17 protein-coding genes and 1 pseudogene are annotated in these 16,393 nt (G+C 45.1%); 9 read left to right on the top strand and 9 right to left on the bottom strand.

The window, feature by feature from the left end; translation table 11 throughout:
- From C7B77_RS30685 to C7B77_RS08760, 3 genes and pseudogenes are all read right to left on the bottom strand, one after another.
- Positions 1-230, bottom strand: a pseudogene (locus C7B77_RS30685) (hypothetical protein); the annotation flags it as partial.
- A 28-nt stretch (positions 231-258) separates the two neighbouring features.
- Positions 259-621, bottom strand: a complete 363-nt coding sequence (locus C7B77_RS08765) for a hypothetical protein (protein WP_106302953.1) — start codon at positions 619-621, stop codon at positions 259-261.
- Between the two features lie 24 nt (positions 622-645).
- Positions 646-1,425, bottom strand: a complete 780-nt coding sequence (locus tag C7B77_RS08760; RefSeq protein ID WP_106302950.1) for an aminotransferase class IV — start codon at positions 1,423-1,425, stop codon at positions 646-648.
- 36 nt (positions 1,426-1,461) lie between these two features.
- On the opposite strand from C7B77_RS08760, the gene C7B77_RS08755 reads away from it, so the two are divergent.
- From C7B77_RS08755 to C7B77_RS08735, 5 genes are all read left to right on the top strand, one after another.
- A complete protein-coding gene (locus tag C7B77_RS08755; protein WP_106302947.1) occupies positions 1,462-2,061 on the top strand; it encodes a Uma2 family endonuclease in 600 nt (199 codons plus the stop codon).
- A gap of 153 nt (positions 2,062-2,214) precedes the next feature.
- Positions 2,215-2,427 carry a hypothetical protein gene (locus tag C7B77_RS08750; RefSeq protein ID WP_106302944.1) on the top strand — a complete coding sequence of 71 codons (213 nt, stop codon included), beginning with the start codon at positions 2,215-2,217 and terminating at the stop codon, positions 2,425-2,427.
- A 125-nt stretch (positions 2,428-2,552) separates the two neighbouring features.
- Positions 2,553-3,596 carry an S-methyl-5-thioribose-1-phosphate isomerase gene (mtnA, locus tag C7B77_RS08745; protein ID WP_106302941.1) on the top strand — a complete coding sequence of 348 codons (1,044 nt, stop codon included), beginning with the start codon at positions 2,553-2,555 and terminating at the stop codon, positions 3,594-3,596.
- A 169-nt stretch (positions 3,597-3,765) separates the two neighbouring features.
- Positions 3,766-6,066 carry a tetratricopeptide repeat protein gene (locus C7B77_RS08740; protein WP_106302938.1) on the top strand — a complete coding sequence of 767 codons (2,301 nt, stop codon included), beginning with the start codon at positions 3,766-3,768 and terminating at the stop codon, positions 6,064-6,066.
- A 132-nt stretch (positions 6,067-6,198) separates the two neighbouring features.
- Positions 6,199-6,912, top strand: coding sequence for a PEP-CTERM sorting domain-containing protein (locus C7B77_RS08735; protein WP_106302935.1), 714 nt, complete (start codon positions 6,199-6,201; stop codon positions 6,910-6,912).
- Positions 6,913-7,088: 176 nt separating this feature from the next.
- Here the strand turns inward: C7B77_RS08735 and C7B77_RS08730 are convergent, their stop codons facing one another.
- Entirely contained in the window at positions 7,089-7,502 is a 414-nt protein-coding gene (locus tag C7B77_RS08730; RefSeq protein ID WP_106302932.1) for a DUF3119 family protein, read from the bottom strand.
- A gap of 211 nt (positions 7,503-7,713) precedes the next feature.
- On the opposite strand from C7B77_RS08730, the gene C7B77_RS08725 reads away from it, so the two are divergent.
- The gene (locus C7B77_RS08725; RefSeq protein WP_106302929.1) at positions 7,714-8,451 is read left to right on the top strand and encodes a fatty acid desaturase; all 738 of its coding nucleotides are present in this window, start codon (positions 7,714-7,716) and stop codon (positions 8,449-8,451) included.
- A 172-nt stretch (positions 8,452-8,623) separates the two neighbouring features.
- On the opposite strand, the gene C7B77_RS08720 is transcribed toward C7B77_RS08725, so the two are convergent.
- From C7B77_RS08720 to C7B77_RS08710, 3 genes are read right to left on the bottom strand one after another with little or no spacing between them, the layout of a single operon-like run.
- Complete coding sequence (locus C7B77_RS08720) at positions 8,624-8,899, bottom strand: hypothetical protein (protein WP_106302926.1); 276 nt, start codon at positions 8,897-8,899, stop codon at positions 8,624-8,626.
- Positions 8,900-8,911: 12 nt separating this feature from the next.
- A complete protein-coding gene (locus C7B77_RS08715; protein WP_106302923.1) occupies positions 8,912-9,451 on the bottom strand; it encodes a hypothetical protein in 540 nt (179 codons plus the stop codon).
- A 39-nt stretch (positions 9,452-9,490) separates the two neighbouring features.
- A complete protein-coding gene (locus C7B77_RS08710; protein ID WP_106302920.1) occupies positions 9,491-10,024 on the bottom strand; it encodes a hypothetical protein in 534 nt (177 codons plus the stop codon).
- 360 nt (positions 10,025-10,384) lie between these two features.
- Here C7B77_RS08710 and C7B77_RS08705 point away from each other — a divergent pair, with 360 nt between their 5' ends.
- From C7B77_RS08705 to C7B77_RS08695, 3 genes are all read left to right on the top strand, one after another.
- A complete protein-coding gene (locus C7B77_RS08705; RefSeq protein WP_106302917.1) occupies positions 10,385-11,329 on the top strand; it encodes a DUF5895 domain-containing protein in 945 nt (314 codons plus the stop codon).
- 235 nt (positions 11,330-11,564) lie between these two features.
- Positions 11,565-11,993 carry a Holliday junction resolvase RuvX gene (ruvX, locus tag C7B77_RS08700; RefSeq protein ID WP_106302959.1) on the top strand — a complete coding sequence of 143 codons (429 nt, stop codon included), beginning with the start codon at positions 11,565-11,567 and terminating at the stop codon, positions 11,991-11,993.
- A 91-nt stretch (positions 11,994-12,084) separates the two neighbouring features.
- Positions 12,085-13,407 carry a hypothetical protein gene (locus C7B77_RS08695; protein WP_146138244.1) on the top strand — a complete coding sequence of 441 codons (1,323 nt, stop codon included), beginning with the start codon at positions 12,085-12,087 and terminating at the stop codon, positions 13,405-13,407.
- A gap of 55 nt (positions 13,408-13,462) precedes the next feature.
- Here C7B77_RS08695 and C7B77_RS08690 read toward each other — a convergent pair whose 3' ends face one another.
- Both C7B77_RS08690 and C7B77_RS08685 read right to left on the bottom strand, forming a co-directional pair.
- The gene (locus tag C7B77_RS08690; protein WP_106302956.1) at positions 13,463-14,392 is read right to left on the bottom strand and encodes an isoaspartyl peptidase/L-asparaginase family protein; all 930 of its coding nucleotides are present in this window, start codon (positions 14,390-14,392) and stop codon (positions 13,463-13,465) included.
- Between the two features lie 171 nt (positions 14,393-14,563).
- The gene (locus C7B77_RS08685) at positions 14,564-16,333 is read right to left on the bottom strand and encodes an asparagine synthetase B family protein (protein WP_106302910.1); all 1,770 of its coding nucleotides are present in this window, start codon (positions 16,331-16,333) and stop codon (positions 14,564-14,566) included.
- Between the last annotated feature and the right edge of the window lie 60 nt (positions 16,334-16,393).

Below are 16,393 nucleotides of genomic sequence, written 5' to 3'. Positions count from 1 at the left end.
GGTTGGGAGTGAGGGGTTGGGAATGAGGAGTTGGGAGTTGGGAGTTGGGAGTAGGTACTCTTATCGTTTCCGCTGGTGTTCCTGTCTCCTGCCTGCGTTGCGATCGAAGCCTTGCTGGCTTTGTCGATCGTTAAGTGTTGAACTCTATATTCTAGTTTACCCACGGGAGTAATGACAGTACGACTCGGGAGCAGGTGGATTACCGAATTGTTATAGTCGATCGCGTCCAAAGCTAATTGTTGAGGGGTTCCTACTCTATTACTTTTTAGCGTATTTAGACCAAGCAACGAGCGATCCTAAGATGACAAACATTACACCAAATAACCAGCCTAGGGGTTGCGACCAGCCACTACTAGGATTTTGAAGTGGCGTCGAACTATTTGAATTATTGCTGTTGAGTTGCTCGCGCATGAAATCGGAATTATCTTTGGAATATTGAAGCAAAGTTTCGAGAGGCTCGGCACTAAGATCGATTCGTTCGCTCTCACCAAGATATGTGTTAGATTCTGCCAGAACTAAGACTTGGGTTTGAGCTGGTTTTGCCAAATAGCAGATCGCCACACTTGTAACAATAAATAAAAGTGCAAATTGTCGATCGTTGTGCCTCTGTTTGATGCTCACCTCAATATTCTCCTAATCGATCGCCTAGAAACTGCGAACTTCCGCTATTGCTGGATGTGAAGCTGCATACTTTAGAGTACCCACAGGAGTGATGACAGTATGAATCGGGATAAAATCGATTACCGAATTACTGTAGCCGATCGAGTCTAAATCTTTTACCCACTCAGGCGTCCATTCGATTTCGAGGACTTGGCGATTTTGTTGTGTGAGTGCTGCCAAAATTTGCGATCGAGCGATACCTGGCAATATTCCCGCACTCAGCGGCGGTGTATACCAACAGCCATCGCGATATCCCCAGAGATTGCCAGTAGTAGTTTCAAGCCAGTCGCCGCGATCGTTTATCAGGATTGCTTCTTGAATATTATTATTTCGTGCCTGTTTGAGAGCCAACCAGGGAGCTAAATAATTACCTGTTTTGTGTTGGGGAAGCGAGCGCGTAAGTTGCCTGTCTGCAATGATTGCAGTTACCCCTTCTTGTTGCCAAGTGGCTAAATTTAGCGGTAATTCTCGTCCGGTAATTAATTCTCGTCCGTCGAAAAAGATCGTAACTCGCAATACGGGAAAATGTGGGGTTAAACACTCTACACCCGATCGAACTCTTGCCCAGTCAGGTTGAAACCAATCTAAATCATCGATCGAGAATCTTAATCGATCGTAATGCAGTTCGTAAAGATAAGTAGAGAGTGTAGCGGTTTTAAACGTCGTAAAAACTGTTGCCCCATATAATAAACCAGGATCGTCGATCTTTAACTCGATCGTGCCAGAGACAATCGGTTTTCCATAATACCAATACAGATCGCACACTTGTTAGAATTAAAATAGAGTTCGAGGATCTCAACAATGACAATTACTATTGCCAAGTGGACGCTCGCTGAATATCATCAATTAGTTGCCACAGGGATACTGAGCGATGCTCCCAGGGAAAAGGTACCCCAACGACGAGTGGAGTTATTAGAAGGACTCATCGTCGATATGGAACCAGAAGGAATGCCTCATGCCGTTCATTGTAGCGAATCGGTTGAATATCTGAGAACCTTACTAAAAGATCGTGCTGAAGTAAGAGAGGGTCACCCAATCACCCTCTCTAATAACTCCGAGCCAAAGCCAGATATTACGATTATCCGATCGCCTAATAGTCAATACTTAAACCACCATCCTTATCCAGCCGATATTTTTTGGCCGATCGAGTATGCGGACACGACGCTGCATAAAGATGTCAACGAAAAAAAACGCGTCTATGCTGAAGCCGGAATTCAAGAATATTGGGTCGTAAATTTACAAATTCCCGAGTTAATTGTCTTTCGCGATTTGGCAAATCCACAAGGCGGTTGTTCTGTCACCGATACCTATCGCTCTGAAACTAAATTAGCAACAGGAAATATTTCGCCACTATCATTTCCCGATCTGCATATTGAAGTTGGCAAGCTGCTTGCTATTTAAATCTGGAACGTAATATTTAAGATTTTAATAACCATATCGATCCTTTAATTGTAACAATCCTATTTGAGCTATAAGCATAGAGTCGGATTTACAATCGCGTTTACATAGCGTCTGCCTTACAGAAGCGTAACTCCCCGAAGTAAATGAATCGCTATGAAAAATTTTGCGAACTATTTAGAATTATTGTGTTGTCACAAATACAGGATTACGACTTATCGATCGAATGTTAATATGTGGATCGAATACGCATTAGAGTATAACTGTGAAATTGATGAGGATGATGGCAAAGAATATGAAGATGTAATGCTCTGGCCTCAAGATGTCATGTTTCACGAACCATGGGATAGCGGCTCTTACTCCACCTAAATTGCGATGTGTGAAGGCAAAGATCGAGATCGGAGCGATCGGAATCGGCAGCCAAATGAATATACATATGTCGAGAATGATAAAATTTGGGTTTGGACTACTCGATCGCGTTCTAGCTAATTAATATGAATACCCCAGTTTATCCAGTCCGTTGGCAAAACGATCGCGTGTTGCTCATCGATCAAAATCGTTTGCCAAATGAATATACATATGTCGAGATCGATCTGGTACGAGATATGGCAGAAGCAATCTCGACAATGATCGTTAGGGGTGCGCCAGCAATTGGCGTGGCGGCGGCTTATGGGATGTATTTGGGTGCTAAAGAGATTCAGACTACAGATCGGGATGAATTTTTAGAGCAGCTTACAGAGATCGGCAAAACCCTCAGAGCGACACGTCCGACAGCGGTAAACTTGTTTTGGGCGATCGATCGAATGGAAGCTACCGCGCGCCAGTGTGTAGGGAGTGTGGCTGAAATTATCCCGCAACTACTCATCGCCGCGCAGCAGATTAATAGCGATGATATTGCAACTTGTCAGGCGATCGGCGAACATGGTTTGGCGGTTTTACCCAGCAGTCCCAATAAGCTGTGTTTGCTGACTCATTGCAATGCTGGTGCGCTGGCAACGGCTGGTTATGGTACGGCACTTGGGGTAGTACGTTCGGCCTGGACTCAGGGGCGGTTGGCGCGATTGTATGCCGATGAGACGCGTCCGCGACTCCAAGGGGCGAAACTAACTAGCTGGGAATGCGTTCAAGAAGGGATTCCCGTGACGGTAATTGCCGATAGTATGGCGGCGCACTGCATGAAACAGGGTTTAATCGATGCGGTAGTGGTGGGAGCCGATCGCATTGCCGCTAATGGCGATACTGCTAATAAAATCGGTACTTATAGTTTGGCTCTAGTTGCCAAAGCTCACAATATTCCGTTCTTTGTAGCCGCACCGCGATCGACGATCGATTTTAGTCTTCCTGATGGGAGTGGAATTCCGATCGAAGAACGCCACCCTGCCGAAATTTACCAAATTGGTGAAACGATCGTTTGTCCGCCGGGAGTTGAATTCTACAACCCAGCTTTTGATGTGACTCCAGCTAATCTAATTCAGGCAATTATTACCGAATTTGGGGCATTTCCACCTGCTGAAATTATCGATCTCAAAAATAGATAAGTATGTTGTAATTATTGTCAAGCAAAAAATGGCGTAAATTATTCCAGTAGTTTGTCAAGTCCTACGTTTCAGTCATCTGCCGATCGATATGTAAGAATAGACGTCAGTGATAATGGGTAAGCAATAAACTGTGAAGGACTTGCAAGTGAGTAGTGGGAGTGTACGCATAGTGAATCCGATCGGATCTACTCTTCAACAGCGTTATCAGATCCTAGAGCAGTTGGGACACAGTGGCTCTGTCACTACCTATCTAGCAGTCGATCTTCAGGTTCCTGGCAATCTCCAACTTAAATGTGCCATCCACCGTTACGAATTACCAGATGCCGCTCCCGATAGTCCAGAATTGCAGTTAGCGATAAGCTCGGCTCAGTCGCTCTACGATCTGAGCCGTCAAGTCGATCGAGTGGCGATCGTCTATAGTTATTTCGCCGAAGATGGCGCATTTTACATCGTCAGAGAGTTTGTAGCGGGGGTACCTTTAGCACAAGAATTAGTCGGAGAACGACCCTGGACGCAATCGCAAGTCGTAATGTTATTGGCAGACTTATTGGAGATTTTACGCGATGTCGAACGTTGCAATGCCAGTTCCAATCTCGTCTCCATTCACCAGCTCGTCCGTCGCAATCTCGATCGCAAGCTAGTGCTGATGAATTTACCCGTCGCGCTAGTCGTCCCACCCACCTCGATCGCACCCGATCTGCTAGTAGTTGGCAAGATTGTCATCGCTGCGGCTACCGGAGCTGGAGCGACCCTATCCCGACCGGATCGCCAGCTTGAATCCTGGCATCAGCAAGTCCATCAAATCGATCGCCCAGAATTAATCGCAATCGTCGATCGCTTAATCTCGACCGAACCAGAGCGTTGCTACCCGTCGATTGCTGCTGCTTGGCAAGCCGTAGTCGGACTGATTCCGCAATTCCTGATCCATCAACATTCACGGGCGGACACGCGTACCGAAATTGCCCGACACGTCCAGTTATTAGTCGATCGCGGTACGGAATTTTATGAAGTTGGCAATTGCCAACAAGCAATCTCAGCATACGATCGGGCGATCTCTCTCGATCCTAAATGTGTCGATGCCTATTGCGGACGGGGGAATGCACGTCGCTATATCGGCAATTATTCCGGTTCTTGGGAAGACTTTAGTACCGCAGTGCAACTCGATCCCGATCGCGGTATTGCCTATATCGGGCGAGCCTTGGCGGCGTGCTTCAAACCGCAACCAGATTATCGCGCCCATGATGATTTCGAGCATGGTAAAAATTTACTTGCCAACCCTACCGATGCGATCGCCTATGTCATGCGCGGTACGGCTAAAGCGCAATTGTCCGACGATCTCGGCGCAATGGCAGACTATACTACTGCCATCTCGCTCAATCCCCGCTTGCTAGTCGCTTACAATAATCGCGGCAATCTCCGCCAAAATTCGGGCGATGTCAACGGCGCGCTCGCGGATTTTAGTACCGTACTGGAGATCGATCCGCAATCGGCGATCGCCTACAACAACCGCGCCATCTTGTATACCCAATGCGGTGAGTTTACCGCCGCAGTTGCCGACTACCGCCGCGCGCTCGAAATCCAGCCAGAACTAGTCAGTGTCTACAACAATCTGGGCAATAACTACTGTCAAATGGGCGAATCGGCACTCGCGATCGCCAATTATACTCAAGCTCTAGAAATCGATCCAGAATTTGCCGTCGCCTATACCAATCGCGCCAATGTATACCGAATTCAGGGCGACTGTCACACAGCATTGACAGACTACGATCGCGCGATCGCCCTCGATCCTAACTTAGTCGTCGCTTATTACAATCGCGGCATCTGCCATCGTCAAATTGGCAACCATCAAGCCGCGATCGCCGATTATAGTCAAACTCTCGCCCTCGACTCTCAGTATTATTATGCCTACTACCATCGTGGCAATGCGCGTCAATATGTAGGCGACAAACATGGCGCGATCGCCGATTATACCCAGACAATCTACTTCGATCCCGATCATCTCCACGCCCATTTCAACCGCGCCATCGTCCGCAGCGAACTCAACGATGCCCAAGGCGCGCTCGAAGATCTCGATCGCTCGATCGCGATCGATCCCACATTCGCACAGGCTTATTACCAACGCGGTTGGGTATTGGCCAGAAACGAAGGCCATCAAATTGCCCTAGCCGATTACCAGCGCGCTATCGATCTCCATCCAGATTATCTCGATGCTCATTACCATCGGGGTTGTAGCTATCACAGCTTAGGCGATTTATCGGCGGCGATTGCCGATTTTAGTCGTAGCATCTCGATCGATCCCAATTATGCCCCCGCGTACTACCAGCGGGGCAAAATCTATGCTCAAATTGGCGATCTCACTGGCGCGATCGCCGACTACCATCAAGCAGCCAATCTCTACCTCGATCGCGGCAATAGCAAGACTTATCAGCAGATCTTACAAATTCTCGATCGATTGGCTAATCGGCTGTAAAGCTCGATCGGCAGAAGTATTGCCAAATTCTGACTCGGCGATCGCGATCGATACAAAATTTAATTGGATTGTTACATACTTACACTACAAAATCGTGTATGCTACCCATGCAAGAATATTGGGTACACTAATATGATTTTTTCTGCATCCGCCATTTCTACTATTGTCAAAAAAGTTTCATTGACCACTGCTGGCATCGCCTCGATCGTGGCTCTGAGTGCTGCTGGTACCCATGCAACCACCATTAATACCCAAGTAGGCAGTGAGTCTTTGTTTTCCTTGCCTGGGAGCTTTTCTGCTTCAGATACTATCGATCTAACCGTTTCAGGAGAGGTAGATTCCTCCCCATTCTTTGGATCTGATGGATATACCACAAATGCTGCGGGAATCCTGACAGTGGGTTCCTTCTTTGAGCAACCTGTGGGAAGTTTCTTCACAACGGAATCTGGATTTAGCATTGGTGCTTTATTAATTGGCAATGATGATTTGGGTTTCGAGCAACTCTTTCCATCTAATGAGGGCAATGGGTTAGGAAGTGACACTCCGCCAACCACTCTCTTGACAGGGCCTGTTACCTTGGGTTCGATCTTTGGGAGTAGTTTTACAGCTACCTCACTTAAGTTTAAAATCGCAGCCGAGGAATTTGCTTTAGGTGCTCAATCGGCAAGTTCGATCTCTACTGTTGGCTCCTTTGCAAGCGTTCCCAATGTCTATACCCTCACTGGAAGTATCAGTCAGGCTGGCGGAGCGACTGCCGTTCCCGAACCATTTACAATTATTGGTACTTTAATTGGCGGTACAGCAGCTTTACGGATGAGAAAAAAACTCAAGTCTACCAATATCTAAATTGAGTACCATCGCTCTTACTTAAAACCTTTAGAAACCCGACTTCTCTAAGAAGTCGGGTTTCTGCTGCCTGTGTATGAGTAATCAATAATACCAATGTCTAATTAGAGAACCACAGTTCGATTTTGGGTCGATCGACAAAATCATTGCCGATTGCCGAACCGCACGATCGCCACTTATTGCAGCGAATTAGCCGCACCATCTGACTTGGGGCGATAGTACTCCAGACAAGTACGTAACATCTGCGGATCGAAAATAATCGGTAAAAAGTGAATGCTGTTGACTTCTTTAAAATAAAAGAGGATCGGTGCAGGCTGCCAAAAAATCTCCCAATTTTCCCACTCACTGTAGGGGAACGTGCGAATGACGTTATCGCCACGATAGACATTGAGTGTGGTGGTAGTAAATTCCAATTTGATAATCGCGGTTTGAATCGACAGAAATATCCCAAATATCCCGACTGCTAAACCTACCCACAATTGAAATGTGGCGATCGATATCGATGCGGCAATTAGGACGATCGGAATTTTGTAATTGGGTGCGAGTAAGACTCGATCGGGCAATCGCTCTGACAGGGGATTAGTTATCATCAGCTAAATATCTCGTTGGCTACAATTCTTTTATTTTAACCATCCACCCACCATGATTTAAGGATTGACCGGATCGGGTTGTCGGTACTACCTACCCATCTACCCATCCACCCATCCACCCATCCACCCATTTATCGATCCTCTATTTTGTTGAGAAATGTTAACCTAAGTAAAGGATTGTAAAAAGTTATTGGGCGATCGAGGTTTGCTAATGATACGACAGGCTACAAATCGCGGACTTTGGGTGGCATTATCGCTAATTGGAATTTGGGCAACGAGCACGACGATTCTACTAAATCTAGACCTAGCTCAGGTGCCCAACTGGGTGAAGATGGTAGGCTTTTTGTGGCAGATGTTTTTGTATGTGGGGCTATTTGTAACGGCACATGATGGAATGCACGGATCGATCGCGCCTTCTCATCCCAAATTAAATGATGCCATCGGTAGCTTCGTGTTATTCGTCTATGCAATGTTTCCGTTTGCCAAGATGCGTCAGATGCACGATCTCCATCATGACATTCCCGCACGCATGGGCGATCCAGATTTTCACAATGGCAAAGACAAAAATTTCTTTGGGTGGTATTTCAACTTCATGCAGAACTATTGGAGTTGGCTGCGGCTGGGACTATTAATTTCGACATTCCATGTCGTGCATAGAGTATTACACGTTCCCGAAAGTAATCTCTCTTGGTTTTGGGTGTTCCCCTCAGTGATGAGTTCGTTTCAACTATTTGTCTTCGGGACGTTTCTACCCCACCGAGAACCTGTAAATGGATATGTCAATGACGCTCACGCGACTAGTACACCTTTTTCGGAGTTTTGGTCGTTTATCAGTTGTTATCACTTTGGCTATCACGAGGAGCATCATCAATTACCCCATCTCGGCTGGTGGCAATTACCAGCAGCAAGGAGACAGGGAATAGCAGCATCTAAATTAATTGATAATTGATAGTCGATCGTCGATCTTTGGGTTTTTATGATGTGGATCTCTGAAATTTGTGGTAGGGGCAATTCATGAATTGCCCCCACCACAAATTTTGACCGAGTAGGTAAATTAATACAATTACTAATTAAAGACTTTACAAACTAATTGTATCGATCGAGCTTACGCTATGCATTCTCTATTGAGCGAGGAGATGTACATCCAGTTCTAGAATTTCGGCTACTTCTTGAATACTCAGCCCTTTCTTTAAAAGTTTAGGAGCAATCTCTAACTTACTATCTTGCTTTGCTTGCTGATAAATTTCTATATTTCGAGATGTATCTGATTCTAGACTAGCTGATTCTGCTTCAATTAATTCGGGACAATACTTTTCCAAGTCTCTTCCAAATTGCTCGTGGGTCACGGTTGCAAAATAATTCTCTAAAATTTCCTTAGATTTATTTATATCTAGCATCTGAATAGCTCCTTAGATTTCGATTAAATAGTACTCTGTGATTAGAGCAGGATTTTTGACAGCTATTTGGGCATGAGCTAAATCAAAAATTGCTGAATCAGGAAAAATGCTTTCACCCTCTACAAATACAGATCTAATACATTCAACTGTCTGTTCGTCGTCAGATATTAGCTGACTAGCAAAGTTGAAAAATGCACAGTCTAAGCGATGAGCTTTGGATCGAAGTGGATTTTGTTTGGGTAACGGTCGATTAGCAGATCGATACCGATCGCTAAATAGATTATAGATGTTTTTGAGGATAGGGAACCACTTGACATCAAATAAATCGATACAATTATCTAACTGAATTCGAGCACAAATAACGGCTGGCTCGTTGGGATGCTGTTCTATTGCCCATTGTTTGGCTCTCATCGGTGCATCTTGAAAAAAATATATGCCCGTACCCAACCAATCATAATCGTTATCACTAGCGAGAAATCCATTCTTCAGGATACTCGTGGCTTTAGTCTGGCTAGTCCCATGATAACCATGCACTTCGATCGAGTTATTCATTGTTTGACATCTTCCGACGTAGGATTGACACTTTCCAGATTAACCATAAGCGTAAGAAATATAATTTAAACTACCATTTAAATAATAGATTATCTCTCCATGATTGGGGCCAGTGCCTTTACCAAAATAGATAAAGTGCTCGCTAGAAGCGATATCTTGGAAATCAGCTTTCTCCTCATTAACTAACCGAGATATCTTATTATTTAGAATAAGTGTACAGATTTCTACTGAATCATCTGGCTCTTCTGAATCTTCATCGATAGTTCTCGAAATTAAATAATCGCGTAATTCCCAATCTAGATTGTCATTAGAGATATCTACCAATTTCAAAGACGAGATAATTTCAGATGCTTTGGTGCTATCGCAACTCAATTTGATGAAAACTTTATCGATGATACCTATACCACCGCTGTAAAAAGAGAGATTGTATTCGATCGAAGATATATCGATCGAGCTTTGTAGTTTCAATATTTCGAGAACAATGGCTTTCCCTTGCTCTAACAATCTAGGATCTAAATCATTATCCTTAAAGCAGTGTTGTCTAATCCCCCAATCGTCATGAAGTAGTTCCATTTTGTTAGATACCGTTCGTATTTGATATTTAATTGAACTTAGCTAGTTAGTGGATATTAGCGATGCTAGACGAGATCGCCGCTGGTGAGCTATTGTCTATGCTCTCAGAGGAAAGGCATAAGCAGCAACATTCGCTTGGGCTACTAATTTGGCATTTTTTTAGAACCTAAGTACTATTTTTGGAAATTTATGGTATACTTGTATTAGTGAGCGATTAAAGGCTAATTGCCCTACTTCACGACTTGCGATCTCGATCGACATTGGCACTTACCAAAGCTACTGAATCAGCTCAGGCAGCTAGACAGACATCGATCGATCGATGCATACCAGAGAACTTTCCCTTATCTCCAGAGCAGATCTATGACTTACTCTAAAACCAGAGCGACTAAAGACAATACTGCTGAATATGCCCACGATGCCATCGCCAGCGGAGCGACAAACGGCGAACGAAATATTACACCACCGACAATAGATGGAGAAACGCTCGTAGTGCCCAGCGCAGCCGAAGTAAAAGATCGATTTGCCGCACCAGAATACGTCAATCCCAATGCTCGCTTGCCCAGAATTCAAGCACTACGCGGCGAAAACGGTGCCAGCGAATGCGGTTATTTCATCACCGAAACCGAAATGGCTAAAGCTGGCTGGGGAAATGTCGATGAAAGCGAATTAATCGTCTATGAATATAATAGTGGTGGTAAAGAACGGGGCTTATTAATTCAATCGCCTCGGATGTTAGTCGTACCGCGCAGTCCTTTATTTGCATTTGACAGACAAGCTTCGCGTACTGAAGAAAGATTGGTTGTTGCTGGACAATACAGCAAACAACTTTATAGCAATCGCGAAAAATATGGCACCGCACAATGCTACGAAGTCTTGTTACTAGATGCCAACAATCAACCATTACATGAAATCGGTCTAGCTTACATTGCTAAAGGTGCCAATCAGGCTAGTTTTAGTTTTCATTGGCAACAACTAGTTAATGAAGTAACTAAATGCCACGCGATCGCTAATGGTATTCCCGCCAGAGCTAAAGATGCTCGTTTTAATAGTCTGTGTGTCTTCCAATTCACCGTCAAACGCGAACTGGCTGGCAACAATGCTAAATCTCCTGCTTGTAAAGTTCACAGCCACGTCGCACCAACTCAAAGTAATTGGGAAGAATTCTTTTTAGGTCGCCAAGACGAGATTGCCAATCGTTTTCTCAATCTCTTAGCTCCTACTACCGAACTAACGTTGCCACAAGCTAATACATTGAGTTTAGCAGAAGCACCGGGAGATGCGATCGGTCACGAATTGGCTGCATAAAGCTTTTTGACTTTAGCCCGCGATCGACAAATTCAATAATATTTATGACTAGAGATGTTACCGCTAATGTCTCTAGTTTTATGCTATGCTTTTAGACAAAAGATCGAGAAAATAATTTAAATTTTCGACTACTTTGGACTGTCGATCGAGTAGCGGCCAAGTTTTTAAAAATGAGTTAAAGGTCGAGACTTTATTCCCTGAAGACGATATTACCCTCTACCAGCAAACCGCGAAGATGAGAGTTGCAGCATTAGGATTGGATGTTGGTAGTAAGCGGATTGGGGTCGCTGGCTGCGATGGATTGGGATTAATTGCCACTGGAATTACAACGATTTGGCGTAGCTCGTTTCAGGAAGATATTGCCCAATTAACTCAGATTATTGCCGAACGCGAAGTAGAGATCCTAGTCATTGGTTTGCCGTATACGATGGATGGCAAAATCGGCTCGCAGGCAAAACAAGTCCAAAAATTTGCGCGGCGGGTAGCAGCAGAAATCGCTCTACCAATCGAGTATGTAGACGAACGCTTAACGTCTTATGCCGCCGAACAAATGATGAAGGATGCCAATATATCAGTATCTCAAAATAAAGCGACGATCGATCGAATCGCTGCGGCAGTGATTTTACAGCAGTGGCTCGACGAAAAACAGGTGATTGGTAGCTAATCGTTGGCTATTAAATTCAAAATCGAACGTCGTAGTTTTCCCGATCTGAGTGGGTAATCTATATACAGGAGATATTGTAGTAACGATAAACATGTCTAAGTATTTAGTAAAATCGTCTTTGGTTGCAGGGTTAGGACTATCGGTGCCAATTGCTCTGGCGGATGTAACACGATCGCAAACTACAGGTAAGCCTGAAGAAGCTCTACCAACAGAGTCAACAGCGGCTAACGCCAATCGCCAAATCCAAAAAGCCAATCCTGTCAACTCGACAGCCGTGACTGCGGGTAATTATACATTCGTGCTATCGACACCGATAACGATCGCACTGATAGTCGTCATCGGTGGCATTGCTATATTTCCAGTTATAACGTTGTTATTAAATTCCAAAAAAGCTGCCAAACTCGGCCAAAGTAACTTTTTGGGAAAATTTTTTAAGCGATTTCAAAAGCCGGATGTATTGGAAAGTGACAAATTTTTGCATCAGCGCAATCTGGAAAAACTCGCGCTGATTACCAATCAAGCTGAAAACCTCAATGCCGATAAATTTGGGAATACTGAATTTATGGCATTTTTCAAAATCAAAAGCTATATCGCCCGCTCGATCGATGAGTATGCTAACTTAGATGAAGTGATTGAATTACTCAGAGTAGCGATCGAAGCCCAAACTAGTTTCTCGACGATCGATAGCACTGAGTCGCGGTATTGCAGTAGCGGTCAACGCAAATTATATGACTTTGTTAACTCGTTACTCACTCAGGAAATCGATACAGCAGTATTCAAACAGCAAGTGGAGCAAAAGCTGGAAGAAGTATTACCACTGCTTAAAACTGAAGAGGGTAAAGTAGCATTAAGATCGTATGTTGCCGAAATTAGTAAGATTTCGGAAAATCCATTAGGATTAAAACTAATCCTGTTATTTAAAAAGTATCAACTCGACGACTACTCAACCTTACGCAGCGTTTCTAACACCATCAACCTATTAGAAGCTGAAGATTTATTAAATCTCGATGCTTTACTACTATTAGTGATGGTCAAGTACGATGTATTTGAAAAATTAGGCCCGATCGTCGGCATTGCCGAACAGCATAATCGACCGGAAACATACAGTAAGATGTTGCAATATATTGGCTTGAAATCTCGGCATGAAGTTTCTTACCAAAAATTTCAAGAATTTTTATTGTTACTTAAGCAATGGGAGACTCATTATAAAACGATCGTCAACGTCCGCAGTAAATATTCAGAAAAGGATTATCAACTGCCTAAAGAATTTAATAGCGAACCACCAGGATTCGGACTATATCAAAAATACAAAGACAGTTTTCATCTAATTACTGCGCCAGATGTACCGCCTGCCGCAACTACGAAGATAGAAAAAACAGAACCAGAATCGCCGATCTTAACTGGTGTTAGTTAGAACTGTTTGAGAGCCGGAGCACGCTCCGGCTTTGAAGATCGCACTAGCACGAGCCTCATCCCAACTGACAGTGAGCCTCTCCCCCTAGTTCGATCCAACCGCGAATCAAGCCAGAGGTAGACTGAGCCGCAGCACATCGCCCTGCTGCATCGATGACGATCGCGCCACCCTCACCATTGACCTTGGCTACCAAATAATCTATTCCTGCCTGCGCCGCAGCCTGGGCGTCCAGCCCCCGAAACTGCACGAAATCGGAAATTGTTTTGGCAAACACCGTGCGCAAAAACTGTTCGCCATAGCCCGTTGCCGACACCGCACAGGTATCATTATCGGCAAATACCCCCGCCCCGACGATCGGCGTATCGCCAACCCGACCCCAGCGTTTATTTACCAATCCACCCGTAGACGTCGCCGCTGCCAGATTGCCGCGTAGATCGCGCGCTACAGCCCCGATCGTGCCGAGCTTTTGAGATGGCTTAATCCGCTCGTGGTCTAGCGTCATCCGGCCTGCTACTTGCGCCTCGGCTAATTGTTTAATCCGCGCCTCCGTGATGAAATAATCGTCAGGATAAGCTTCGATCGCGCAAAACTTCGCAAATGCCAACGCACCATCGCCCATCAGCAGCACATGTTCGCCATGCTCTAACACTCGCCGTGCTAGAGAGATCGGATTTTTAATACTTCTGAGGCAAGCCACCGCTCCCGCCCGCAGATCGCGCCCATCCATCAGGGCGGCATCCATTTCTACTTTACCATCGGCATTAAGCACCGAGCCGCATCCGGCATTATACAGTCGATCGTCTTCCAGTAGACTCGCGCAATATTCGACCACATCTAAGGCACTATCGCCGCTCTCCAACCGTTGGCGACCCCGTTCTAAAATTGCGGTAATACTCTCTCTAAATGTTGCTTCGCTGGCTTCGTGTTTGAGATCTTCTAGGGCACCAGCACCGCCATGAATCATCAGGGAATAAGAATCAGACATGAGTTCCATCGAGATAGGGTCATGGATTGAGTATACTCACATCTTGCACCAAGCACTTTATTTAATAGTGATGTTGGGGTAAAGGGTAAGTGTCGATTGACCAGAACCACTGGCTCCGGCAATAATAGTTAGGATTGGCACGCTCTAAATCGTCGGCATTTCTGTCGGTAGTTACTGCCGATCGTAATTCGCCTGAAGCCACATTTCTAAACTTACTAACAACCATAGTTTCACGCCATATCTACCCCACACATCGCCACGAAAATTCAACCATTCTTTAATGAGATCTCGATCGATATATGGTGCAATTAGCGCGTTCCGATTCAGTAAGATCGATCTAGCTTGACGTTGCCAATATTTCCGAAAACCAAGTTGAACTGGTACCATCATGCCGCTTTTGGGTCGATCGATTATCGCTGCTGGTAATAGATCTGCCACTGCTTGTTTCAATACAGCTTTTTCCTTTACACCTGAGAGTTTATATTCTGGCGGGATAGTCATACTCAAATCGACAATCCGCCTGTCGAATAATGGCGATCGACCCTGCAATCCGGCTGCTTGAGTGAGATTATTTACTTTAGTGAGGATCTGATCGGCACCTTTAAATTTAATATTTAGAGCCATCAATCGATTCAGAAAACTCATCTCTGAATTTAAGTCTGCTTCAAAAATCCACGGTTGCTGAACTTGTTGCCAAATATCTGGTTTGAGTAATTGCGGCAAATCTCCGGCACACTTTTGGAATGAGATTAGATAAGCTTGTAAGGGGTCGTAATTATCTCCAGCATTATACAAACTATCGATTAACATCGGCTGATTTTTGGGGCCGCCAAAACACGGATCGCCACCCTCCCCATTGAGCGTAATCGATACATCGTGACTGGCTAATCGTCCGACTAATAAATTGGGAACTGTCAGCGGATCGCCGATCGGATCGTCTAAAAATGCCATCGTTTCTGGCAATTTATCCCACATATCTTGGAAGGTAATTTCTAAGATGTGATGGTTGGTTTGACAGTGATTTGCGACTAGACTCGAAAACTCCAATTCATTGGCACATTCGGCACCAAAATGAATCGAATAAGTGTGAATGGGGGCATCGTGTAATTGGGTAGCTAGAGCTGTAATGCAACTCGAATCCAATCCGCCTGATAAAAATACGCCGACAGGTTCCTGTGTGGGTAAATATTCCCGCATCACTAGTTCTAATTGCGATCGCAATTTATCGCCATGCCACTCTAGCGACTCCAAATCGACCACCTGCTGTTGTAATTGCCAGTAAGGTACGATTTGCTCTTCAGGCAATTTGAGGATGGTTCCTGGGCGAATTTCCCGCACATCCTGCCACATCGTCCGCTCTCCAGGCACGAACGAACAAGTCAGATAGTCGCGCAGCGCGATCGGATCTAATCGATCGGATCGATAAGGATTTAGACTGCTAAGTTGGGGAGCAATCCACCAAGTTTTGCCAGCAGTATAATAAACGGTTCTAGCTCCCACCGGATCGCGAACGATCGAGATTTGCTCCAATTCGATATCGCAGACAACTAACCCAAACATCCCTTGAAGCTGTTGGGGAGTATCGAGTTGCCACTTATCCCACAGTTGCGCCAGCAGTTCGATATCGGACAGATCTGAGGCAATCGGCAATGCTGTTAGCAACTCCTGACGGTTGCTCAACCACACGTCCCCCACGAGCATAAATCTACCACTGGAACTGAGTGCCCAGCAGTCCGTAGCAGCTCGATGAATCCCAAAATTGTCTCGACACCATGTCGATTGAATATCGAGTTGCGAACACCAGTGTGGCGGTTTACAATGAACGATTCCTGGCGGAATCGGATAAGGAAACCAGGAAGTCCACCCACCTGCTTCGCCGAAAGAGACTAACCAGCGCGAGGAAGGTAATTGGGCTTTCTTTTTGTTACGTCCGAATATCATCTAGACGAGCCTGTGAATTAAACGTGTTGCGATCGAAATCCCGTTTTACCCCCCCAACCC

Origin of the sequence: Chamaesiphon polymorphus CCALA 037, from assembly GCF_003003845.1 — a bacterium.
In the GTDB taxonomy this organism is placed as follows: Bacteria; Cyanobacteriota; Cyanobacteriia; order Cyanobacteriales; family Chamaesiphonaceae; genus Chamaesiphon; species Chamaesiphon polymorphus.
The sequence above is the reverse complement of the archived record's forward strand: the minus strand, read 5'-3'. Positions and strand labels throughout refer to the sequence as shown.

Bases quoted from the DNA above. Each gene is read 5' to 3' on its own strand.
- C7B77_RS08755 (WP_106302947.1), top strand. From the start codon at position 1,462: ATGACAATTACTATTGCCAAGTGGACGCTCGCTGAATATCATCAATTA.
- C7B77_RS08750 (WP_106302944.1), top strand. From the start codon at position 2,215: ATGAAAAATTTTGCGAACTATTTAGAATTATTGTGTTGTCACAAATAC.
- mtnA (WP_106302941.1), top strand. From the start codon at position 2,553: ATGAATACCCCAGTTTATCCAGTCCGTTGGCAAAACGATCGCGTGTTG.
- C7B77_RS08735 (WP_106302935.1), top strand. From the start codon at position 6,199: ATGATTTTTTCTGCATCCGCCATTTCTACTATTGTCAAAAAAGTTTCA.
- C7B77_RS08730 (WP_106302932.1), bottom strand. From the start codon at position 7,502: ATGATAACTAATCCCCTGTCAGAGCGATTGCCCGATCGAGTCTTACTC.
- C7B77_RS08725 (WP_106302929.1), top strand. From the start codon at position 7,714: ATGATACGACAGGCTACAAATCGCGGACTTTGGGTGGCATTATCGCTA.
- C7B77_RS08720 (WP_106302926.1), bottom strand. From the start codon at position 8,899: ATGCTAGATATAAATAAATCTAAGGAAATTTTAGAGAATTATTTTGCA.
- C7B77_RS08715 (WP_106302923.1), bottom strand. From the start codon at position 9,451: ATGAATAACTCGATCGAAGTGCATGGTTATCATGGGACTAGCCAGACT.
- C7B77_RS08710 (WP_106302920.1), bottom strand. From the start codon at position 10,024: ATGGAACTACTTCATGACGATTGGGGGATTAGACAACACTGCTTTAAG.
- C7B77_RS08705 (WP_106302917.1), top strand. From the start codon at position 10,385: ATGACTTACTCTAAAACCAGAGCGACTAAAGACAATACTGCTGAATAT.
- ruvX (WP_106302959.1), top strand. From the start codon at position 11,565: ATGAGAGTTGCAGCATTAGGATTGGATGTTGGTAGTAAGCGGATTGGG.
- C7B77_RS08695 (WP_146138244.1), top strand. From the start codon at position 12,085: ATGTCTAAGTATTTAGTAAAATCGTCTTTGGTTGCAGGGTTAGGACTA.
- C7B77_RS08690 (WP_106302956.1), bottom strand. From the start codon at position 14,392: ATGTCTGATTCTTATTCCCTGATGATTCATGGCGGTGCTGGTGCCCTA.
- C7B77_RS08685 (WP_106302910.1), bottom strand. From the start codon at position 16,333: ATGATATTCGGACGTAACAAAAAGAAAGCCCAATTACCTTCCTCGCGC.